A 21,804-nucleotide genomic window follows, 5' to 3' on the forward strand; every position below is an offset into this window, starting at 1 on the left:
TCGACAAGGACATTCCATGCAAATCGAAACCCCGCCCAGCGACAAGCCCTACGAGAAGCCCGAGGGCGAGCGCCGCGGCCTGGTGATCGTCAACACCGGCGACGGCAAGGGCAAGAGCACGGCAGCCTTCGGCCTGGCGCTGCGCGCGCACGGCCGCGGCAAGGCAGTGAAGATCTTCCAGTTCATGAAGGTGCCGAGCGCGCGCTTCGGCGAGCACCGCATGTTCGAGCAGATCGGCATTCCCATCGAGGGCCTGGGCGACGGCTTCAGCTGGAAAAGCCAGGACCTCGAGCGCTCGGCGCAACTCGCGCGAGAGGGCTGGGAGAAGGCGAGGGCGGCGATCCTGTCGGGCGAGCACTTCCTGGTCGTGCTGGACGAGATCACCTATCCGCTGATCTACGGGTGGCTGCCGCTCGAGGGTGTGCTCGAGACGCTGCGCACGCGTCCGCGCGAGGTGCACGTGGTGCTGACCGGCCGCCGCTGCCCCGCGGAAATCGTCGAGTTGGCCGACACCGTGACCGAAATGCAGATGATCAAGCACGCCTTCAAGGCCGGCATCCCCGCACAACGCGGCATCGAGGATTGAGATGCCCTGGCTCTGGCTCCCTCCCCCTCTGGGGGCGGGCTGGGCTGGGGGCGCCGCCCCGCTGATCCACGCGGTAGCCCTCGTCCTCGCCCTCTTGATCGATCGCGTGCTCGGCGAGCCTCCGACGCGCTGGCACCCCGTCGTCTGGATGGGCCGCTACCTCGGCCGGACCGGACGATGGATCGCGCCCCGGATCGACGTCGCACCGCCCGCCCGATCCGGACCTTTCGCTGCCGGTGCGCTGGCCTGGTGCGCCGGCGGCGCAGCGGTCGTGCTGGCGGCCGCCGCCCTGGCCGCCGCCCTGGCCGCCGCCGCCACCCGCCTGCCATCCTGGGCCGCCGCGCTGCTGCTCGGCCTTGCCCTCAAGCCCCTGCTCGCCTGGCGCATGCTGCGCGACGAGGTGCTGGCGGTCGAAGCCGCACTGGCCCGCTCGCTCGTCGAAGGCCGCACACGCCTCACGCACCTCGTGAGCCGCGACGTGCGAGCGCTGGACGAAGGCGCGGTGCGCGAGAGCGCCATCGAGTCGCTGGCCGAGAACCTCAACGACTCGGTGGTCGCGCCGCTGTTCTGGTTCCTGCTGCTGGGCCTGCCCGGCGCCGCGCTCTACCGCTTCGCCAACACCGCCGATGCGATGTGGGGCTACCGCGGCGAGCGCCACGGCTATGTCTGGGACTGGGCCGGCAAATGGGCCGCGCGCGCCGACGATGTGCTCTCCTGGCTGCCCGCGCGCATCACCGCACTGCTGCTTGCCCTGTCTTGCCCCCGCTCCCGCTCGCGGGAGAGGGCTGGGGTGAGGGTGCTCCGATCCCTTCCCCGCGAAGCCCGCCTGACCCAGTCCCCCAACAGCGGCTGGCCCATGGCCGCCATGGCCTTGCGCCTGGACGTGCGTCTCGCCAAACCCGGCGTCTACGTGCTGAACCCGGCAGGCCGCGAGCCCACGGCTGCCGATACCCGGCGTGCGGCAGCGCTGGGCGCCAGGGTGGTCTGGATGATGGGCGCTCTCGCGGCGCTCGCCTTCGTCCTTCCCGCAACATGGCCAGGCGCATGATTCCCGCTCCAGATCCCGACGAAGAAGCCTTGCACGGCGGCCCCGACGCCCGGGGCGCGGTGCTGCACGACTTCTCGACCAACGCCAATGCCTGCGGCCCCTGTCCGATGGCCCTGCAGGCCCTGGCGCAAGCCGATGCGGCCCGATACCCCGACCCTCGCTACACCGCGCTGCGCGAGACGCTGGGCCGCTTCCACGCTGTCGCCCCCGAACGCATCGTGATCGCCGCGAGCGCCAGCGAGTTCATCGCGCGCATCACGGCCGCAGTCGCGCAGCAGGGCGGTCGCGAGGTCTGGCTGCCGCGGCACAGCTATGGCGACTATGGGCGGGCCGCCGCAGCCTGGGGCCTCGACGTTCGGCGCGAACCCGAGGCGCCGGCCGGCAGCGCGTTGGCCTGGTGCTGCGATCCGTCGAGTCCGCTGGGCCAGGTTCAGCCGGGCTTGGGGGCCCTGGTCGACGCGCTGGCGGGCACGACCCCCTGCGTGCTCGACCTGGCCTATGAACCGCTGCGCCTCGAGGGCCGGCTGGATGTGAGCGCCGCGCAGAACGACCGCGTCTGGCAACTCTGGACGCCGAACAAGGCCCTGGGCCTGACCGGCGTGCGCGCGGCTTATGCGATCGCCCCGTTGGAAGCGACCGGGATGGTGCAGCGCCTGACGCGACTCGCGCCCTCCTGGCCGCTGGGTGCGCATGGCGTGGCGCTGCTCGCGGCCTGGGTGCTGCCCGAAACGCAGGATTGGCTGGCGGGCAGCCGCGACCGGCTGCGCCACTGGAAGCGCGAGCAGGAGGCCCTGTGCGCCGCGATGGGCTGGTCCGTCCTGCCGAGCGTCGCCAATTTCTTCTGCGTCCGCCCCGATGTCCCGTACGCGCCGCGTTCGGCAGCCTTGCGCGAGGCCGGCGTCCAACTGCGCGATGCCCGTTCCTTCGGCCTGCCGGACCATGCGCGCCTCGCCGTGCTCTCACCGGCCAGCCAGGCGGCGCTGGCCCGCGCCTGGCAAGCCGCAAAGCCCTGAGCTTCAGCGCCGCTGCAGCTTCGGATTCTTCGCGAACAGATCCGCCGCCCAGTCCACGAACACCCGCACCTTGGCGCTCAGGTGCCGGTTGGGCGGATACACCACATGCACCGGCAGCGGCGGCCGCGTCCATTCCGGCAGCAGCTCGATCAGCTCGCCGCTTTCGATGTGCGGGTCGGCCATGAAGGTGACGCACTGCGAAAGCCCGAAGCCGCCCAGCACGGCGGCCAGGTGGGCATTGGCCTCGTTGACCGAGACGCGGTAGGGCCCCGCGATCTCGATGTGCTCGTCGCCCTTCTGGAACTCGTGCGGATAGACGCGGCGCGAGCCGGCCGCGAAATAGCTCACGACATGGTGCCGCTTCTCGATGTCGCTCGGATGCTGCGGGATGCCGTAGCGCTTGACGTAGGCCGGCGAGGCCACGGTGACGAAGGCGAGGGTGCCGATGCGCCGCGCCACCAGCGACTGGTCGGTCAGGTCGCCGGCCCGGATCACGCAGTCCACGTTGTCGCTGATCAGGTCGACCGGGCGATCGCTCACCCCGAGGTCGAGCTGGATGTCGGGGTAGCGGTCGCTGAAGCTGGCCAGTGCCGGCAGGATGATCATCCGCGCCGTGGACGAGCCCACGTCGATGCGCAGCCGCCCGGTCGGGTTGGCCTGGGCGTTGGTCATGCTGGCCTCGATGTCGTCGAAGTCGTTCAGCAGGCGCGCCGTGCGCTCGTAATAGGCGGCGCCGTCGGGCGTGACGGTCACGCGCCGCGTGGTGCGGTTCAGCAGCTTCACATGCAGACGAGACTCCAGCGCCTGGATCTGCTTGGTGACCGTGCCTTTGGGCAGGCCCAGCGAATCGGCGGCACGGGTGAAAGTGCCGGCTTCCACGACGCGGACAAAGATCCGCATGCCTTGGATCTGGTCCATCGATGCTCCTAGGGAAAAACCCGCGTGAAGGGGCGGGGGGCGGATTCTGACATGTGCCGTCTTAGGCGATTGTTAGCCGATTGGAAACAGAGTGAGGTAGACGAACTTGTTGTAGTCGTCAATGAGGCCCTTAATATTCAACCCATCGTCACCCATCGAGGTTGTTCCCATGTCATCCCGTCCCATCCCGCGTCCTGCTGAAGCCGCCCAGGCCCCGGCGGGCGCCGCTGCGCCGGGTACGGAAACCGACATCAGCGTTCCGCTGCCGGAGCGCGAGCCGGTGCAGGCGCGCCTCTATGGCCAGCGGGCCAAGGGGGTGGCGGTGCCGCTGGTGCTGCATTTCCATGGCGGCACCTTCACCAGCGGCAACCTGGACGACGGCCGCAACGTGGCGCGGCTGCTGGCGGCCGCCGGCGCGGTGGTGCTGTCGGTGGCCTATCCGCTGAAGCCTTTCCCCGAACCCATCGAAGTGGGTTTCGCGGCGCTGGAGTGGCTCTACAAGCAGCGCGTCAAGCTGGCCGGCAAGGGTGCGCGCGTGTACCTCGCCGGCGAAGAGGCGGGCGGCAACCTGGCGGCTGCGGTGGCGCTGATGGCGCGCGACCGCGCCCATCCGCCGCTGGCCGGCCAGATTTTGCTGTCGCCGATGCTCGACCCCTGCGCCGGCACGCTGTCGCTGCGCCAGGCCTCGGGCGATGTCGCCCGCTGCCGCTGGGCCTCGGGCTGGCAGGAATACCTCAGCAGCCCGATGAACGCGACGCACCCCTACGCGGTGCCGGGTGCATCGCTCAGGCTGGCCGAGCTGGCGCCGGCGCTGGTGCTGGTCGGCGAAGACGACGCCATGCGCGACGAGGCCCTGAGCTTCGCGCGGCGGCTGCATGAGGCGGGCATCCCGGTCACCAAGGCGCTGCTGCCTTCGGCCGCGAAGTGTCCGGACGAGTTGTATGACCCCACCTCAGGGGATTGCGCGTGCTCGGAGACAGTGGGTGGGCATCTGCGCGCATTTTTCGCTGCCACGGTGCCGCCGGTGCCACCCCCGGCCTAGGCGCCAGCCGGCTTCGCCGGTCGAACTTTTCTGAAACCTTCCTGGGTCCGCCGGCCTCGCCGGCGGTGCCGGATTTCGCCTTCCTGCTGCCATGGGCCGCGGGCCGGCCTGTTGCTTTTCAAAGTTATCAACGAGGACCTTCATCATGCAAACGAACAACAAGCAGTCGAATGTCAGCCGCCGCATCTGGCCCGCCGTGACCGGCATCACCGCCCTGGTGGCGATCGCCTCGGCCGTCCTGCTCGGGCTGCCCAGCTTCAAGGCCGAGGCCAACAATGCGCCTGCGGTCTCCGAGCCGCGGGCCATTCCCGTTTCGGTGGCCGTGGTGGCCGCGACCCAGGTCAACACCTGGGACGAGTTCTCGGGCCGGCTCGAAGCGGTCGAGCGGGTCGATGTTCGCTCGCGGGTTGCCGGCGCGGTGCTGGCGGCGCATTTCCGCGAAGGCGCGCTGGTCAAGCAGGGCGATCTGCTGATCACCATCGACCCGGCGCCCTATGCGGCCGAGGTCGAGCGCGCCGAGGCGCAGGTCGCTTCGGCCCAGGCCCGCGCCGCCTTCACGCGCAGCGAGCAGGAGCGCGCCCGCCGCCTGTGGGACGACAAGGCCATCGCCCAGCGCGAGCTGGACGAGCGCGTCAATGCCGGCCGCGAGGCCGAGGCCAGCCTGCGCGCCGCGCAGGCCCAGCTGCAGAGCGCGCGCCTGAACCTGGGCTACACGCAGGTGAAGGCGCCGGTGTCGGGCCGCGTCGGCAAGCTGGAAATGACCGTGGGCAACCTGGTCGCCGCCGGTCCCGGCGCGCCGGTGCTGACGACGCTGGTGTCGGTCAGCCCGATTTACGCCAGCTTCGATGCCGACGAGCAGGTGGTCGTCAAGGCCCTGAAGGACCTGCCGCCCGGCGCCGGCGCACGCGGCAAGCTCGACGGCATTCCGGTGCAGATGGGCACCGCCGGCCTCGAGGGCACGCCCTACGAAGGCCGCCTGCAGCTGATCGACAACCAGGTCGATGCCAAGAGCGGCACGGTGCGCGTGCGCGCCGCCTTCGACAACAAGGACGGCACGCTGATCCCCGGCCAGTTCGCCCGCATCCGCATGGGCCAGTCGCGCAGCGACACGGCGCTCCTGGTGAGCGAGCGCGCGGTCGGCACCGACCAGAACAAGAAGTTCGTGATGGTGGTCGGCGAAGACAACAAGGCCGAGTGGCGCGAGGTCACGCTGGGCGCGCCGGTCAACGGCCTGCGCGTCGTGACCAAGGGCCTGAAGGCCGGCGAGCGCGTGGTCGTCAACGGCCTGCAGCACATCCGTCCGGGCGCCCTGGTGGCACCGGCGACGGTGACCATGGACGCCAAGGCCGATGCGCAGACACAGCGCGTGGCCACCGCCGCCAAATCTTGAGCGCCTGCGTGAAGGCGGCACCCCCGAGGGAAACAACATCATGAATCTATCCAAGTTCTTCATCGATCGGCCGATCTTCGCGGGCGTGCTCTCGCTCTTGATGCTGATCGCCGGCCTGATCGCCTTGCGCGGCCTGCCGATCTCGGAATACCCCGAAGTCGCGCCGCCCTCGGTGGTGGTGCGCGCCCAGTACCCGGGCGCCAACCCCAAGGTGATCGCCGAGACGGTGGCCACGCCGATCGAGGAGCAGATCAACGGGGTCGAAGGCATGCTCTACATGGGCAGCCAGGCGACCACCGACGGCGTGATGACGCTGACGGTCACCTTCAAGCTCGGCACCGACCCCGACAAGGCGCAGCAGCTGGTGCAGAACCGCGTCTCGCAAGCCGAGCCGCGCCTGCCCGAGGAAGTGCGCCGCCTGGGCGTGACCACGGTCAAGAGCGCGCCGGACCTCACGATGGTCGTGCACCTCGTGTCGCCCAACGACCGCTACGACATGACCTACCTGCGCAACTACGCGGTGCTCAACGTCAAGGACCGGCTGGCACGCATCGAGGGCGTGGGCCAGGTGCAGATCTTCGGCGGCGGCGACTACTCCATGCGCGTCTGGCTCGACCCGCAGAAGGTGGCGCAGCGCGGCCTCTCGGCCAGCGACGTGGTGGCGGCGATCCGCGGCCAGAACGTGCAGGCGGCGGCCGGCGTGGTCGGCGCCTCGCCGGGCCTGCCGGGCGTGGACATGCAGTTGTCCATCAACGCCCAGGGCCGGCTGCAGAGCGAAGAAGAGTTCGGCGACATCATCGTCAAGACGGGTGCCAATGGCGAGGTGACGCGGCTGCGCGACATCGGCCGCCTCGAGCTCGGCTCGGCCGACTATTCGCTGCGCTCGCTGCTCAACAACGACGCGGCGGTCGGCATCGGCGTCTTCCAGGCGCCGAACTCCAACGCGCTCGACATCTCGGCCAACGTGCGCAAGACGATGGCGGAGATCAACAAGAACATGCCCGAGGGCGTGGAATACCGCATTGCCTACGACCCGACGCAGTTCGTGCGCGCCTCCATCGAATCGGTGGTGCACACGCTGCTCGAGGCCATCCTGCTGGTGGTGCTGGTCGTGATCCTGTTCCTGCAGACCTGGCGCGCCTCCATCATCCCGCTGCTGGCGGTGCCGGTGTCGGTGATCGGCACCTTCGCCGTGCTGCATGTGCTGGGCTTCTCGATCAACGCCCTGTCGCTCTTCGGCCTGGTGCTGGCGATCGGCATCGTGGTGGACGACGCCATCGTGGTGGTCGAGAACGTCGAACGCAACATCGAGGCCGGGCTCACGCCACGCGAGGCCACGTACCGCGCCATGCGCGAGGTCTCGGGCCCGATCATCGCGATCGCGCTGGTGCTGGTGGCGGTGTTCGTGCCGCTGGCCTTCATCAGCGGGCTGACCGGGCAGTTCTATCGACAGTTCGCCGTCACGATCGCGATCTCCACCGTGATCTCCGCGATCAACTCGCTGACCTTGTCGCCCGCGCTCGCCGCGCTGCTGCTCGAGGGCCACGACGAACCCAAGGACGCGCTGACGCGCGGCATGGATCGCGTCTTCGGCTGGCTGTTCCGCGGCTTCAACAAGCTCTTCCACCGCGGTGCCGAGGCCTACAGCGGCGGCGTCAAGGGCGTGATCTCGCGCAAGACGCTGATGCTGGTGGTCTACCTCGCGCTGATCGGCGTGACCTTCGGCCTCTTCAAGGCGGTGCCCAGCGGCTTCGTGCCGGCGCAGGACAAGCAATACCTGATCGGCTTCGCGCAGCTGCCCGACGGCGCCACGCTGGACCGCACGGAAGAGGTGATCCAGCGCATGGGCGAGATCACCAAGAAGAACCCGAACGTCGAGGACGCGGTGGCCTTCCCCGGCCTGTCGATCAACGGCTTCACCAACAGCTCGAACTCGGGCATCGTGTTCGCGACCTTGAAGCCCTTTGACGAGCGCAAGCGCGCCGACCAGAGCGGCGGCGCGGTCGCGGGCCAGCTCAACCAGCAGTTCGCCGGCATCCAGGACGCCTTCATCGTGATGTTCCCGCCGCCGCCGGTAGCGGGCCTGGGCACCACGGGCGGCTTCAAGCTGCAGCTGGAGGATCGCGGCTCGGTCGGCTACGAGCAGATGGACGCGGCGGTCAAGGCCTTCATGAACAAGGCGCGCCAGGCGCCGGAGCTGGCCGGCATGTTCACCAGCTGGCAGGTCAACGTGCCGCAGCTCTATGCCGACATCGACCGCACCAAGGCGCGCCAGCTCGGCGTGCCGGTGCAGGACATCTTCGACACCATGCAGATCTACCTCGGCAGCCTGTATGCGAACGACTTCAACAAGTTCGGCCGCACTTACACCGTGCGCGTGCAGGCGGATGCGCCGTACCGCGCGCGCGCCGAGGACGTCGGCCTGCTCAAGGTGCGCTCGAACACGGGCGAGATGGTGCCGCTCTCGGCGCTGATGAAGGTCAATTCGAGCTTCGGTCCCGAGCGCGCGATGCGCTACAACGGCTACCTCGCGGCCGACATCAACGGCGGCCCCGCGCCCGGCTTCTCCTCCGGCCAGGCGCAGGACGCGATCGAGCGCATTGCCGCCGAGACCTTGCCCAAGGGCGTGAGCTACGAGTGGACCGAGCTGACCTACCAGGAGATCCTGGCCGGCAATTCGGCGTTGCTGGTGTTCCCGCTCGCCATCCTGCTGGTGTTCCTGGTGCTGGCTGCGCAGTACGAGAGCCTGACGCTGCCGCTGTCGATCATCCTGATCGTGCCCATGGGCCTGATGGCCGCGATGACGGGGGTGTGGATTTCCGGCGGGGACAACAACGTCTTCACGCAGATCGGGCTGATCGTGCTGGTCGGATTGAGTGCGAAGAACGCGATCCTGATCGTGGAGTTCGCACGCGAGCTGGAGTTCGCCGGGCGAACGCCGATACAGGCCGCGATCGAGGCCAGCCGCCTGCGGCTGCGCCCGATCCTGATGACCTCGCTGGCCTTCGTGATGGGTGTGCTGCCGCTGGTGCTGGCCAAGGGCGCGGGCTCCGAGATGCGCTCGGCGATGGGCGTGGCGGTGTTCGCCGGGATGATCGGCGTGACGGCCTTCGGCCTGTTCCTGACGCCGGTGTTCTACGTGACGCTGCGCAAGCTCACGGGCAACCGGCCGCTCAAGCTGCACGGCGCGGTGCCGCACGTGGCGGACGACGACAGCTTCGTCTCGGCCCAGCATCCGGCTGCGCCGCACGGCGTGCCGCACGACAGCGGTTCCGGTGCCGGTGGCGGCGGTGGCCTGCGGCCCCAGCCCGCCGCACCGCTCCGCACGCACGACTGATGGCGCAAGCCTCATTGCAAGAAAGAAGATCATGAAACTCGATCGAAGCACTTTCACCAGGCCGTGGCGCGCAGCGCTGGCGCCGCTCATGGCGGCCCTGGTGCTGGCGGGCTGCGCGACCGCAACGCCCGAAGCGCCGAGCTTCCAGGCACCGGCCCAGTTCAAGGAACAGGCCGTCGCGCCCGCCGAAGGCCAGTGGACGCAGGCCAAGCCCGCCGAGGCGCAGCCGCGCGGCGAGTGGTGGCGCGCCTTCAACGACCCGGTGCTCGATGCACTGGTCGCGCGGGCCGACGCCAGCAACAACAGCATCCAGGCCGCGGCGGCGCGGCTGGCCGAGGCGCGCGCCCTGGCGCGCAGCACCGACGCCGACCGCTCGCCGCAGCTCGGCCTGGGCACAGGCGCGAGCCGGCAGCGCGGGCTGGACCGCAACCAGAGCACTACGCCTTCCACGCTGATCACGGCCGGCCTCGACTTCTCCTACGAGCTCGACCTGTTCGGGCGGCTCTCGAAGGCCAGCGATGCGGCCCGGCTCGATGCCGAATCGCGTGCCGGCCTGCTGCAGAGCACGCGCCTGCTGGTGCAGGCCGAGACGGCGCAGACCTACCTCTCGCTGCGCGCGCTCGACGACGAGCGGCAACTGGTGCGCGAGACCGTCGAGGCCTACCGCGACACGCTGCGCCTCACGCAGCAGCGCTTTCAGGCCGGCGACATCGCCGAGCTCGACGTGGCGCGCGTGGAGACCGAGATGGCCTCCACCGAGTCCGAGGCGCTGACGCTGGATCGGCGCCGCGCCGAGCTCGAGCATGCGCTCGCGGTGCTGACCGGCGAGGCCGCCTCCAGCTTCGAGATGAAGCCCGACACTTGGACCACGGCCTTGCCCGCGATTCCCGCCGGCGTGCCGGCGACCGTGCTGACGCGCCGGCCCGATGTCTCGGCCGCGCAGCGGAGCGTGCTGGCGGCGCAGGCCCGCGTGGGCGTGGCGCAGGCCGCGTGGTTCCCGAACATCGCACTGACCGGCGGCGCGGGTTATGCCTCTTCGGACATCGGCGACCTGTTCAAGTGGTCGGCGCGTTCCTGGGGCATCGGCGCCCTGCTGTCGCTGCCGCTGCTCGACGGCGGCCGGCGCGAGGCCGGCGTGCAGGGCGCCAGCGCCCAGCTCGACGGCGCGCTCGCGGGCTACCGCGACCAGGTGCTCACGGCCTTCAAGGACGTGGAGGACCAGCTGTCGTCGCTGCGCATCCTCGACTCGCAATCGGGGGTGCAGGCCAAGGCGGTCGCCTCGGCCAGCCGGGCCACGCAGCTGTCCGACGCACGCTATCGCAACGGCTACATCAGCCAGCTCGACCTGCTCGACGCGCGCCGCAGCGAGCTGCGCAACCGGCGCCAGGCGCTGCAGGTGAGGTCGGCGCAATACCAGTCGACCGTCGGGTTGATTCGCGCGCTGGGCGGAGGCTGGAGTGACCAGGCTACGGCCGATGCCGCACCCGCGGCCGGTGCGAATGTAAAGGTGGCGGCGCGCTGAGCTCCCTTGGCCTCGTTCAGCCCTGGGGTTCGGATTTGGCTTGCACCTGCGCAAACCTGCGCAGCGCAGCCGACCCGAGCGCCAGCGCGCTCGAGTAGCTCTCCTGCGGCGTGGCGGCCGACTTGAAACGCCGGTAATGGAGGGTCTCGGAACCCTCATCGTCAAAAGCTTCGATCAGCACCCAGTAGAACTTGCCCTTCTCGCGCTCCCCGATGGTGAGCGCCGTGTCGCGTAACGAAGCCATCAACCTTATTCTTTTCTCTTATTTCTCTTATGAATGAGAGGAGGCTAAGGACTCGGGCGCGGGATCGATCCAGGTGCATCCAGATGCAATCCATCAAAGCGTGAAGAACTTGGCGATAGGCTGCGCGGGTCGCCTCGATCGGCCGTCGACGACAATCCGCGCATGAATCAGAAGGTCGGGCGCGACAAGGCCCGTTGTGTCATGGTGCTGGGCACTACCAGCGGTGCCGGCAAGAGCTGGCTGGCCACCGCGCTGTGCCGCTGGTATGCGCGCCAAGGCTTCAAGGTGGCGCCCTTCAAGGCGCAGAACATGAGCAACAACGCGCGCGTGGTCGCGGGCGGCGAGATCGGCAGCGCCCAGTACTTCCAGGCGCTGGCGGCGCGCGCCGTGCCCGATGTGCGAATGAATCCGCTCCTGCTCAAGCCCGAGCGCGACACGCACAGCCAGGTGATCCTGATGGGGCAGGTGAATGCCGAGCTCACGGCCTTGCCCTGGCGCGGGCGCAGCGAACGGGTCTGGCCGCAGATCGCGCAGGCCCTCGATGCGCTGCGGGCCGAGAGCGACATCGTCGTGATCGAAGGCGCGGGCTCGCCGGCCGAGATCAACCTGATGGACAGCGACATCGTCAACCTGCGCGTGGCGCGGCATGCCGATGCGCGCTGCCTGCTGGTGACCGACATCGACCGTGGCGGCGCCTTCGCGCACCTCTACGGCACCTGGGCCCTGATGCCCGAGGCCGACCGCGCGCGGCTGGCCGGCTTCGTGCTCAACAAGTTCCGCGGCGATGCAGCGCTGCTCGCGCCCGCGCCCGAGCGCCTGCTTGGGCTGACAGGAGTGCCGACGGTTGCGACCCTGCCGATGTGGTGGCAGCACGGTCTGCCCGAGGAGGATGGCGTCTTCGACGAGCGCAGCACGGCCGGCGGTGAAGTCCGATTGACGGTCGCCGTCGTCGCCTATCCGCGCATCAGCAACCTCGACGAGTTCCAGCCGCTCAGGAATGTGGCGGGTGTGCGGCTGCGCTGGGTGCGCAGCCCGGCCGAGCTGACCGATGCGGACTGGGTCGTGCTGCCCGGGTCCAAGAACACCAGCGGCGACCTGGCCTGGCTGCGTGCGCAGGGGCTGGACCGCGCGGTGGCGACGCATGCGGTGCGCGGTGGCGCGGTGCTCGGCATCTGCGGCGGGTTGCAGATGCTGGGCGAGGCCTTGATCGATCCGCATGGCGTGGATGGCAACGGACCCGGGCTCGGCCTGCTGCCGCTGGTCACCGTGTTCGAGGAGGACAAGACCGTGCGCCTGCGCGAGGCCCGCTTCGGTGCGCTGAAGGGGCCCTGGGCCGCCCTGTCGGAGGTGCCGGTGCGCGGCTACGAGATCCACCACGGCCAGACCGCGCCGCATCCCGCGATGGCCGCCGCCGGCGATCGCGCGCAGGCCGTGATGCCGGAGGACCTGGCCTGGCAGAACGGACAGGGCAATGTGCTGGGCCTTTATCTGCATGGCATGTTCGAGGACCCCGCCGTGCTGCAGGCGCTTTTCGGCGCGCGTGCGCGCACGCTGGAGACCGTGTTCGACGGCCTGGCCGACCACATCGATTCCCACTTTGAAGCGGGCGCGCTGCGCTCCCTGATCGAATGAAGCTTGAACTTCCCGCCGTCGAATCCATCGACGATTCGGCGCTTGCCGCGCGGCTGCAGCACCTGCTGGACCACAAGACCAAGCCGCTCGGCGCGTTGGGCCGGCTCGAGGCATTGGGCCTGCGGCTGGGCTTGATCCTCGGCAGCGAGGCTCCCGCCTTCTCGGCGCCGCAAATGCTGGTGTGCGCCGGCGACCATGGCCTCGCGGCACGCGGCGTCTCGGCCTATCCGAGCGATGTGACCTGGCAGATGGTGGAGAACTTCCTCGCCGGCGGCGCGGCCGTCAGCGTGCTCGCGCGGCAGCATGGGCTGGCGCTCACGGTGGTGGACTGCGGGGTGCGGCATGACTTCGCCGTCGCCGGGCCGCCCCAAGACGGCGAAGGCCCCCTCGGGGGGCAGCGAAGCGTGGGGGCCAACAGTTTCGTGCCGCGCGAAGGCTTGCGCGTTCTCAAGGTCGCTGCGGGCACTGCCGATGCCTCGAGCGGCCCTGCCATGAGCGCGGCGCAATGCGAGGCCGCCATCGCCAATGGCATGGCGTTGGTGCGCGGGTTGCCGGGCAACGCGCTGCTGCTGGGCGAGATGGGCATCGGCAATTCCTCGGCCGCCTCGCTGCTGCTGGCGCGGCTCACGGGACAGGACATCGATGCCTGCACCGGCAGCGGCACGGGCCTCGATGCCGCGGGTCTGGCGCGCAAGCGCGGGCTGCTGCGCGAGGTGCTGGCGCTGCATGCCGATGCGGGCACGCCGCTGGCCGCGCTCGCGGCCTTCGGCGGGTTCGAGATCGCCACGCTGGTCGGCGCGGTGCTGCAGGCGGCGCAGGAGCGGCGCGTGATCGTGTTGGATGGCTTCATCGCCAGCGCGGCGGTGCTGGTGGCGCAAGCCCTGCGGCCGCATGTTGTGCAGCGCTGCGTCGCGGCGCACGAATCGGCCGAGCCGGGTCACCGGCTGCTGCTGGAGGCGCTCGGGCTCGAGCCCTTGCTGAAGCTGGACCTGCGCCTGGGCGAGGGCTCCGGTGCCGCGCTGGCCTGGCCCTTGCTCGAATCGGCTTGCCGCATCCTGCGCGAGATGGCGAGCTTCGAATCGGCCGGTGTCTCGCAGCGGGAGGCGTGATGCACGGCGTGCGCCATTTCCTGCTGGCGCTCCAGTTCTTCACGCGCGTGCCGGTCACGGGGCGGCTGGCGGCCTGGGTGGGCTTCAGCCCCGCGATGCTGCGTGCGAGCGCGGCGCATTTTCCCGGCGTGGGCTGGCTGGTGGGCGCGGTCGGGGCAGGCGTGTTCCTGCTGGCGCAATCGGGCCTGCCCGGCATGGTCGGCGCGGTGGCGGCAGCGCTGCTGTCGACGATCGCAACGGTGCTGCTGACCGGGGCCTTCCACGAGGACGGGCTGGCCGACGTGGCCGATGGCCTGGGCGGCTCGTTGGATCGCGCGCGTGCGCTGCAGATCATGAAGGACTCGCGCATCGGGGCCTTCGGCGCGCTGGCGCTGGTGCTGGCGCTGGGTTTGAAGATCGCGCTGCTGGCCACGCTGGCAGGGCAGGGCGCGATGAGCGTCGCGACCGCCTTGCTGGCGGCGCATGTGCTGTCGCGGCTGGCGCCGCTGTTCCTGATCCGATGGCTGCCTTACGTGGGCGACGACGGCAGCGCGAGCAAGTCCAAGCCGCTGGCCGATGCGATCGGCGGCGGGGCCTTGCTGGTGGGCGGGCTGTATGCGCTGCCGGCCGTCCTGCTGCTGCTGTTCACGCATCCGCTCGCGCAGGCCGTGGCTGCCCTGGTCGCCTGCGTGCTCGCGGCGTCGTACATGGCGCAGCTGCTCGCACGCCGGCTGCAGGGCTTCACCGGCGACGGACTGGGCGCCACCCAGCAGCTGTGCGAGCTGGCCCTCTACCTGGCGCTCGCCTGGCAGGCATGAAGCTGGGACTCGTGCGCCACGCCCAGACCACCGCGGTGGCCGGCTCCTGCTATGGCCGTACCGACGTGGGCGTGCCGCCGGAAGCGACACGCGCCATCGCCGAGCGGATCGCGCCGGCGCTCGCCGCGCAGACCGAGCTCGTCAGCTCGCCCCTGCAGCGCTGCGCCCTGCTGGCGCAGGCCATCGCCGCGCTGCGGCCGGAGCTGCCGCTGCGCGTCGACGCGCGCATCGCCGAGATGGATTTCGGCGCCTGGGAAGGCTGCGACTGGCGCAGCATCGCGCGCGTCGAGCTCGATGCCTGGACCGGTGCTTTCGCCGATGCGCGGCCGGGTGGCCATGGCGAGAGCACGCGCCAGTTCATGGGGCGGGTGGGCGAAGCTTTCGACGAATGGCGCGCCGCCGGGCGCGATGCGCTGTGGATCACGCATGCGGGCGTGATCCGCGCCGTGTGGCTGCTGCGCGATGGCCTGCGCTGCGCGGAGCGCGCCGATCAATGGCCCTCGCGGCCGATCGCGTTCGGCGAATGGGTGGTGGTCGAGGGTTGAAGAAAGGCTATCGCGACGGCGTCCGCCATTCGCGGCGCCACACCCGCTGCAGTTCGGTTGCCATGGCAGGCGATGGAGTGCCGATCAGCATATTGCCTTGCCCGCGATGCACCCATGCGTGGATGCGCAGGTCGAACGGGCTGTAGAGCACCACCGCGTTGTTGTCGTGGCAGTCGTGCGGCTTGCAGAAGGCATGCAGCACGTAGCGGCTGCTGCCCACGTACACCCAGCGCGGCTCGGGGGCGGGGCCGTTCATCTGCGCGAGCCAGGGTTCGCGCGCGTGGGCGCCGAGCAGGCCGCGCCAGGTTCTGCGGAAGCGCGCATCGGTGAGCAGCTTCGCGGGCCTGTCTTTGGCCGCGGATGGTGACGGTGGAGCCGGCGATGTGGGTGGCTCTGGTCCCCCAAGCCGGTCGCGCGCCCAGCCCGGCAGGGCCAGCGCGCCCAGGGCACACACCAGGAAAAGGCGAAAGCGGCATTGCATGGCAATCACGATGATCGTGCTGCGCCGCGGCCGCCGCAAGAGTAGGCGTCCGCGGCTCGCAGGGGCTGCGGTGCGAGCGCTGTTCGCGCGGCCGGGCGGCGCTCAGGGCGCCGGCGTCTTCGGCTTGTAGTCGCACCAGGGCGCCACCGCGCACTTCCAGCACATCGGCTTGCGCGCCACGCACACATAGCGCCCGTGCAGGATCAGCCAGTGGTGGGCATGCAGGCGATAGGCCGGCGGCACGCGCTTCTCCAGCTTGAGCTCGACCTCCAGCGGCGTCTTGCCGGGCGCCAGCCCGGTGCGATTGCTGACGCGGAAGATGTGCGTGTCCACCGCCATGGTGGCTTCGCCGAAGGCCACGTTGAGCACCACGTTCGCGGTCTTGCGGCCCACGCCCGGCAGGGCCTCGAGCTCGGCGCGCGTGCGCGGCACCTCGCCGCCGTGGCGCTCGATCAGCATGCGGCAGGCCTCCATCAGGTGCTTGGCCTTGCTGCGGTAGAGGCCGATGGTCTTGATGTAGCCCTCCAGCCCTTCGAGCCCCAGGTCGAGGATGGCCTGCGGGGTGTTTGCGACCGGGAAGAGCTTGCGGGTGGCTTTGTTCACGCCCACGTCCGTTGCTTGTGCCGATAGCAGCACGGCGGCCAGCAGCTCGAAGGGGGTGCTGTATTCCAGCTCGGTCTCGGGTTCCGGATTGGCCGCCTGCAGGGTGGCGAAGAAGGGCTCGATCGCTGTTTTTTTCATCGTGGCCGGCAGTGTATGCATGTTGCCGCAGCCGGGCGGCGGCCTGGCCCGAACTTGCGACAATGGCACCCCTTCCGTCATTCGCAGCAGGTTCCCCATGCAATTCGCCACCCGCCTCGACAACGTCGAAACCTCCGCCATCCGCGAACTCTTCAAGCTGCTGGGCAAGCCCGGCATCATCAGCTTCGCGGGCGGCTTCCCGGACAGCGCGATGTTCGACGTCGAGGGGCTGAAGGAGGCGAGCGCGAAGGCGCTGGCCGAAGAGCCCGGCGGCGCCCTGCAGTACGGCGCCACCGAAGGCTATGACCCGCTGCGCGCGCAGCTCTCGGCCTTCATGAAGGGCAAGGGCGTGGAGGTCGCGCCCGACGGGCTGATCGTGACCACCGGCAGCCAGCAGGCACTCGACCTGCTGGGCAAGACCCTCATCTCGCCCGGCGACAAGGTGATCGTCGAGGGGCCGACCTTCCTCGCGACCATCCAATGCTTCCGCCTCTACGGGGCCGAGCTGATCAGCGCGCCCATCGATGCCGAGGGCGTGCAGGTCGATCGGCTGGAGCAGCTGATCGCCGAGCACAAACCCAAGTTCGTCTACCTCATCCCCACCTTCGGCAACCCCAGCGGCGCGATGCTGAACCTGGAGCGCCGCAGGAAGGTGCTGGAGCTGGCGGTGAAGCACGGCACGGTGATCGTGGAAGACGACCCCTACGGCGACCTCTATTTCGGCAAGGCGCCGCCGCCTTCGATCATGTCGCTGACCGCCGAGGTCCCCGGCAGCCGCGAGCTGGTGGTGCATTGCGGCAGCCTGAGCAAGGTGCTGAGCCCGGGCTTGCGCATCGGCTGGATGATCGCGCCGCCGGAGCTGCTGGCCAAGGCCACCATGTGCAAGCAGTTCAGCGATGCCCACACCAGCACCTTCGCGCAGGCCACCGCCGCGCAGTACCTCAAGAGCGGGCGCATGCCCGACACGCTGGCGCATGTGCGCAAGGTCTATGCGGAGCGCGCGGCCGCCATGGGCGCGGCGCTGAAGCGCGAGCTCGGGGATGCGATCGCCTTCACGCAGCCCGGCGGTGGGCTGTTCTTCTGGGCCCGGCTGACGGGCGCGAACGGCAAGCTGGCCGATGCCAATGCGCTGGCCAAGCGGGCGATCGAGAAGGGCGTGGCCTTCGTGCCCGGCGCGCCCTTCTTCGCCGAGAAGCCCGACCTGGCGACCCTGCGACTGAGCTTCGCGACCGCCAACGTCGAGAAGATCGAGGAAGGCATCGCGCGCCTGGGCGCCGCGCTCTGAGCCGTTCCTGGCCTCAGCGCAGCGCGTCGGCCAGCTTCAGGCCGTAGCGCTCTTCGGCGGCCTGGAGCGATGGCGCGATCGAAGGCGCCAGGCGCACGCCGGCTGCGATCTGTTCGGCGCGCCGCTGGAGGCCGCGCTCGCCCGGCAGCCGCACCGGCTTCGCCGCATCGACGGGCACGTTGATGCGGCACTGCGCGGCCACGTGGTCCATCTGGCGCAGGAAGGCCGCCTTGCCGCCGAAGGCATTCAGATCGTGCAGCGTGAGGTAGACCGTCGCGCCCCAGCCCTCGGGCGGATCGGCCCGGCCATGGCCAGCCAGCCCCCCGGTCAGCGATTCCACCAGCAGCGCCAGGCCGTAGCCCTTGTGGCCATGGGTGGTGCCGCCCACCGGCAGCAGCGTGCCGGGCGGCTGCTCGAAGAGCACCGCCGGGTCTTTGGAGGGCCGGCCCTTGGCGTCGATGAGCACCTCGTGCTCGAAGGTCTCGCCCGCGTGGTGCTTGCGGTTGCTCATGCCGTTGGTGGTGATGGAGGCCGAGATGTCGACCATCGCCCCACCGTCGCCGAGCGGAAAGCCCAGCGCCAGCGGGTTGGGCGTGAACACCGCCTGCGTGCCGCCGAAGGGCGCGACGCTGGCGGTGTTGGGATCGGAGCAGGCCAGCACCAGCAGCATGTCTTCTTCCAGCGCGCGCAGCAGGTAGGCGGCGAGGCAGGCGATGTGGTGGCTGCGGCGGATCACCAGCGAGGCGGTGCCCAGCTCGCGCGCCCGCGGCAGCAGCAGGTCCAGGCCCTGGTGAACCAGCCAGGGGCCGGGCAGGCGCTGGCCGTCCCACAGCACGGCGGCCGGGCGGTCGGACACGACGATCGGCGCGCCCTCGCGGCGCATCCGGCCGGCCTCCAGTTCCTTCACATAGCCGGCCAGGAGCGCGAGGCCGTGTGTGTCGTGGCCCAGCAGGTCGCCCTGCACCAGCGTGTCGGCCACCGTGCCGGCCATGGCCTCGGCCAGGCCTGCGTGCTGCAGGAGTTGCGCCGCGTAGCGGGCGAGGGCGGCGGCGTCGTAGCGGGGAGAGATGTCGTTCATGGGTTTCAGTGTGCCGCGGCAGTCTGCAGGCGTCGATGCCGGCGCCGCCAGGCCAGGGCGGCCGAGCCGAACCAGACCAGCAGCGTGGCCAGCGCGAGTCCGGCAGCGATGGGCCGCTCGACGAAGGCCAGCCAGCTGCCGTCGGACTTGATCATCGAGGTGATGAAGTTCTCCTCCAGCATCTTGCCCAGCAGCATGCCGAGGATGGCCGGCGCGACCGGGAATCCGTTCTCCTCCAGCAGCCAGGCCGCGACGCCGAAGCCGAGCAGGATCCACAGGTCGAACAGCGCGTTGTTGATGGCGAAGGCGCCCACCAGGCAGAACACCAGGATGATCGGCATCAGCACGTTGCGCGGCATGCGCAGGATCCACGCCGAGGCCTTGATGCAGGCCCACCCGAGCGGCAGCATCAGCAGGTTGGCGAGGATGAAGACGATGAACACCGCATAGACGTTGTGCGGGTTGTTCATGAAGATCATCGGGCCCGGGTTCATGTTCTTCATGTACAGCACGCCGATCACGATGGCCGTGATGGAGTCGCCCGGGATGCCGAACACCAGCGCCGGCACCCAGGCGCCGGCGAGCGCGCTGTTGTTGGCGGCACCCGCCTCGACCAGGCCTTCCGGATGGCCGGTGCCGAACTTCTGCGGCTCCTTCGAGAGCTTCTTGCTCATCGCATAGGACATCCAGGCCGCGATGTCCGCGCCCGCCCCGGGCAGGATGCCGACCGCGGTGCCCAGCGCGCTGCCGCGCAGGGTCTGCACCGGGTACTTGCGCATCAGGCCGCCCATGCCGGCGAAGACCGAGCCGATCTGCTTCTTGAAGCGCGCAAGCTCCTCGGCCGTGACCGTGAAGCGCAGGATCTCGGAGATGGCGAACATGCCGATCATTGCGGGGATCAGGGTCAGCCCGCCCAGCAGGTCCGCATTGCCGAAGGTGAAGCGCGGATGGCCGGCCGGGTTCTCCAGGCCCACGCAGCCCATCAGCAGGCCCAGGAACAGCGTGATGAGGCCCTTGAGCGGCGTGTCGCTGGTGATGAAGACCGCGCAGGTCAGGCCCAGCAGCACCAGCCAGAAGTATTCGAAGGAGCTGAACTTGATCGCCACCTCGGCGAGCGCCGGCGCGGCCACGATCAGCACGGCCGTGCCGAACAGGCCGCCGATGCAGGAGAACACCAGCCCGATGCCCAGCGCCATCTCGCCCTGGCCCTTGCGCGTCATCGCATAGGACTCGTCGGTGTAGGCGGCGGAGGCCGGCGTGCCCGGGATGCGCAGCAGGGCGCCCGGAATGTCGCCGGCGAAGATCGCCATGGCGGTGGCCGTGACGATCGCCGCGACGGCGGGCACCGGCGGCAGGAAGAAGGTGATGGGCACCAGCAGCGCGGTCGCCATGGTGGCCGTGAGCCCGGGCACCGCGCCGACGAACATGCCGAAGAGGCCCGACAGCAGCATCACGACCATCACCGTCGGCGTGGCGACGGTCTGCAGGGCGAGGAGTACCGAATCCATCAGCCCGCCCTCACCACGCGAAGCGCTGCAGCACGCCCCAGGGCAGCGGCACCTTGAGCAGCTTGTAGAAGCAGGTGTGGATCACCAGCGTGGCCGCCACCGCCACCGCCAGCGCGACCGGCACGCGCACGCCGCAAGCCCATTGCAGCAGCGTCAGTATCAGCAGGCTGCACAGCACGAAGCCCAGGCGGTCGGCCAGCAGGATGTAGAACGCCATGCTGGCGATGACGATCGCGAAGGCCGCGAGTCGCCGCGGGGAGCGCAGGCCCTCGCCGAGCGCGAGCAAGGGCTGGCCGCTGCGCAGGCCCAGCCACATCAGCGCCAGCGAGCACAGCGCGAGGCCCGCCGCGGCGAGCCCGGGGAACAGCGCCGGCCCGAAGTTCTGGCCGGACGCCGGCGGAAAGCCCTGGATGTGCCAGAGCACTGCCAGCGAAAGCAGCAACAGCACGGCGCCGATCAGGCTGTCATGGATGCGCATCGACAGGGCTTGTCAGGCTCTACTTGGCGATGCCGACGGCCTTCATCGCCACGGCGAAGCCCGCATCCTTCTCGGCCATGAACTTGCCGAAATCTGCGCGATCGGCATAGAGGGCGCCGAAGCCGCGTGAGGCCAGGAAGTCCTGGTAGCCCTTGCCGTCGAAGATCTTCTTGAGCGTGGCGGCGAGCTGGTCGGTCTGCTCCTTCGGCAGGCCCTTGGGCGCGGCGATGCCGCGCCAGGCGCCGGCGTTCCACATCTTTCCCGCGGCGTCGGTGTAGAGCGGCACCTTGGGGAAGATGCCGTCGGGCTTGGAGCCCAGCAGCAGCAGCGGGCGCACCTTGCCGGCATCGATCAGCGAGCGCGCCTCGGGCAGCGAGCAGGACACCACGTCGACGCCGCCGGCCATCAGGTCCTGCAAGCCCGGGGCGGCGCCCTGGCTCGGCACCCAGGCGATCGCGTTGCCGGGCAGCTTGTTGTCGACCAGCCATTGCGCGAGCCCCAGGTGCCAGATGCCGCCCTGGCCGGTGCCGCTGGCCTTGAGCTTGCCGGGGCTGGCCTTGGCGGCGTCGAGCAGTTCCTTGGCGCTCTTGATAGGCGAGTCCTCGCGCACGAAGATCGCGTTGGCGTCGAAGTTCATGAGCGCGAGCGGCGTGTAGTCGGTGCCCGAGAGTTGCGTGAGGCCGGCGTGGCGCATCATGCCGATCTCGACCGTGACGATGCCCAGCGTGTAGCCGTCGGGCACGGCCGAGGCGATGGCCTGGTGCCCGACCACGCCGCTGCCGCCGGTGCGGTTGACCACGTTGATGGGCTGCTTGAGTTCTTTCTCGAGCTCCGCGGCGATGATGCGGGCCACGGCATCGGTGCCGCCGCCGGCGCCCCACGGCACGATCATCGTGATCGGGCGCTCGGGGTAGGCCGCGTGGGCGAGCCCGGGAAGAACCATGGCGGTGGCGGCGGCACCGAGTGCGGCCAGAGACTGACGGCGCTTCATTTCGTCTCCTACGTTGTTGCCCGGGCATTCAAGCACCCGGGACGCCGCAAGCGAAACTG

General features: G+C 69.9%; 20 protein-coding genes. 12 read left to right on the top strand and 8 right to left on the bottom strand.

All coding sequences use genetic code 11. The features are described from left to right. Positions 1-16: 16 nt before the first annotated feature. The 3 genes from cobO to AC3A6X_RS04710 are packed head-to-tail and all read left to right on the top strand — an operon-like array spanning position 17 to position 2,647. Complete coding sequence (gene cobO, locus AC3A6X_RS04700) at positions 17-586, top strand: cob(I)yrinic acid a,c-diamide adenosyltransferase (protein ID WP_487841025.1); 570 nt, start codon at positions 17-19, stop codon at positions 584-586. A 1-nt stretch (position 587) separates the two neighbouring features. Further along, positions 588-1,634 (top strand): adenosylcobinamide-phosphate synthase CbiB, encoded by a 1,047-nt coding sequence (gene cbiB / locus AC3A6X_RS04705; protein ID WP_487841026.1) that lies wholly within the window; start codon positions 588-590, stop codon positions 1,632-1,634. Then, entirely contained in the window at positions 1,631-2,647 is a 1,017-nt protein-coding gene (locus tag AC3A6X_RS04710) for an aminotransferase class I/II-fold pyridoxal phosphate-dependent enzyme (protein ID WP_487841027.1), read from the top strand. The genes cbiB and AC3A6X_RS04710 overlap by 4 nt, the downstream gene beginning before the upstream one ends. Positions 2,648-2,650: 3 nt before the next feature. Here AC3A6X_RS04710 and AC3A6X_RS04715 read toward each other — a convergent pair whose 3' ends face one another. Beyond that, complete coding sequence (locus AC3A6X_RS04715; RefSeq protein ID WP_487841028.1) at positions 2,651-3,565, bottom strand: LysR family transcriptional regulator; 915 nt, start codon at positions 3,563-3,565, stop codon at positions 2,651-2,653. Positions 3,566-3,734: 169 nt separating this feature from the next. Here AC3A6X_RS04715 and AC3A6X_RS04720 point away from each other — a divergent pair, with 169 nt between their 5' ends. The 4 genes from AC3A6X_RS04720 (at position 3,735) to AC3A6X_RS04735 (ending at position 10,856) form a co-directional block, all read left to right on the top strand. Then, positions 3,735-4,607, top strand: a complete 873-nt coding sequence (locus AC3A6X_RS04720) for an alpha/beta hydrolase (RefSeq protein WP_487841029.1) — start codon at positions 3,735-3,737, stop codon at positions 4,605-4,607. Positions 4,608-4,752: 145 nt separating this feature from the next. Then, complete coding sequence (locus AC3A6X_RS04725; protein WP_487841030.1) at positions 4,753-5,997, top strand: efflux RND transporter periplasmic adaptor subunit; 1,245 nt, start codon at positions 4,753-4,755, stop codon at positions 5,995-5,997. Between the two features lie 40 nt (positions 5,998-6,037). Continuing rightward, entirely contained in the window at positions 6,038-9,334 is a 3,297-nt protein-coding gene (locus AC3A6X_RS04730) for an efflux RND transporter permease subunit (protein ID WP_487841031.1), read from the top strand. Between the two features lie 31 nt (positions 9,335-9,365). Continuing rightward, positions 9,366-10,856 carry an efflux transporter outer membrane subunit gene (locus AC3A6X_RS04735; protein WP_487841032.1) on the top strand — a complete coding sequence of 497 codons (1,491 nt, stop codon included), beginning with the start codon at positions 9,366-9,368 and terminating at the stop codon, positions 10,854-10,856. 16 nt (positions 10,857-10,872) lie between these two features. Here AC3A6X_RS04735 and AC3A6X_RS04740 read toward each other — a convergent pair whose 3' ends face one another. Then, positions 10,873-11,100, bottom strand: coding sequence for a hypothetical protein (locus AC3A6X_RS04740; protein ID WP_487841033.1), 228 nt, complete (start codon positions 11,098-11,100; stop codon positions 10,873-10,875). A 162-nt stretch (positions 11,101-11,262) separates the two neighbouring features. Between AC3A6X_RS04740 and AC3A6X_RS04745 the strand changes: the two genes are divergently transcribed. The 4 genes from AC3A6X_RS04745 to AC3A6X_RS04760 are packed head-to-tail and all read left to right on the top strand — an operon-like array spanning position 11,263 to position 15,183. Next, on the top strand, positions 11,263-12,732 hold the full coding sequence (locus tag AC3A6X_RS04745) for a cobyric acid synthase (protein WP_487841034.1): 1,470 nt from the start codon (positions 11,263-11,265) through the stop codon (positions 12,730-12,732). Next, complete coding sequence (cobT, locus tag AC3A6X_RS04750; RefSeq protein WP_487841035.1) at positions 12,729-13,841, top strand: nicotinate-nucleotide--dimethylbenzimidazole phosphoribosyltransferase; 1,113 nt, start codon at positions 12,729-12,731, stop codon at positions 13,839-13,841. Before AC3A6X_RS04745 ends, cobT begins: the two co-directional genes overlap by 4 nt. Next, positions 13,841-14,638 (top strand): adenosylcobinamide-GDP ribazoletransferase, encoded by a 798-nt coding sequence (locus tag AC3A6X_RS04755; protein ID WP_487841036.1) that lies wholly within the window; start codon positions 13,841-13,843, stop codon positions 14,636-14,638. The genes cobT and AC3A6X_RS04755 overlap by 1 nt, the downstream gene beginning before the upstream one ends. Beyond that, positions 14,635-15,183 carry a histidine phosphatase family protein gene (locus tag AC3A6X_RS04760; protein WP_487841037.1) on the top strand — a complete coding sequence of 183 codons (549 nt, stop codon included), beginning with the start codon at positions 14,635-14,637 and terminating at the stop codon, positions 15,181-15,183. The genes AC3A6X_RS04755 and AC3A6X_RS04760 overlap by 4 nt, the downstream gene beginning before the upstream one ends. Before the next feature lie 7 nt (positions 15,184-15,190). On the opposite strand, the gene AC3A6X_RS04765 is transcribed toward AC3A6X_RS04760, so the two are convergent. Continuing rightward, positions 15,191-15,664 (bottom strand): Ivy family c-type lysozyme inhibitor, encoded by a 474-nt coding sequence (locus AC3A6X_RS04765; protein WP_487841102.1) that lies wholly within the window; start codon positions 15,662-15,664, stop codon positions 15,191-15,193. Positions 15,665-15,766: 102 nt separating this feature from the next. Further along, a complete protein-coding gene (nth, locus tag AC3A6X_RS04770) occupies positions 15,767-16,405 on the bottom strand; it encodes an endonuclease III (protein WP_487841103.1) in 639 nt (212 codons plus the stop codon). A gap of 97 nt (positions 16,406-16,502) precedes the next feature. On the opposite strand from nth, the gene AC3A6X_RS04775 reads away from it, so the two are divergent. After that, a complete protein-coding gene (locus tag AC3A6X_RS04775; protein WP_487841038.1) occupies positions 16,503-17,690 on the top strand; it encodes an aminotransferase-like domain-containing protein in 1,188 nt (395 codons plus the stop codon). Positions 17,691-17,703: 13 nt separating this feature from the next. On the opposite strand, the gene AC3A6X_RS04780 is transcribed toward AC3A6X_RS04775, so the two are convergent. The 4 genes from AC3A6X_RS04780 to AC3A6X_RS04795 are packed head-to-tail and all read right to left on the bottom strand — an operon-like array spanning position 17,704 to position 21,745. Next, positions 17,704-18,768, bottom strand: a complete 1,065-nt coding sequence (locus AC3A6X_RS04780; RefSeq protein WP_487841039.1) for an Ldh family oxidoreductase — start codon at positions 18,766-18,768, stop codon at positions 17,704-17,706. A gap of 5 nt (positions 18,769-18,773) precedes the next feature. Beyond that, positions 18,774-20,279, bottom strand: a complete 1,506-nt coding sequence (locus AC3A6X_RS04785) for a tripartite tricarboxylate transporter permease (protein WP_487841104.1) — start codon at positions 20,277-20,279, stop codon at positions 18,774-18,776. Positions 20,280-20,286: 7 nt separating this feature from the next. Beyond that, positions 20,287-20,754 (bottom strand): tripartite tricarboxylate transporter TctB family protein, encoded by a 468-nt coding sequence (locus AC3A6X_RS04790; protein ID WP_487841040.1) that lies wholly within the window; start codon positions 20,752-20,754, stop codon positions 20,287-20,289. 19 nt (positions 20,755-20,773) lie between these two features. Beyond that, a complete protein-coding gene (locus tag AC3A6X_RS04795; protein ID WP_487841041.1) occupies positions 20,774-21,745 on the bottom strand; it encodes a tripartite tricarboxylate transporter substrate binding protein in 972 nt (323 codons plus the stop codon). Between the last annotated feature and the right edge of the window lie 59 nt (positions 21,746-21,804).

Source organism: Variovorax sp. Soil_C_12 (assembly GCF_057657375.1).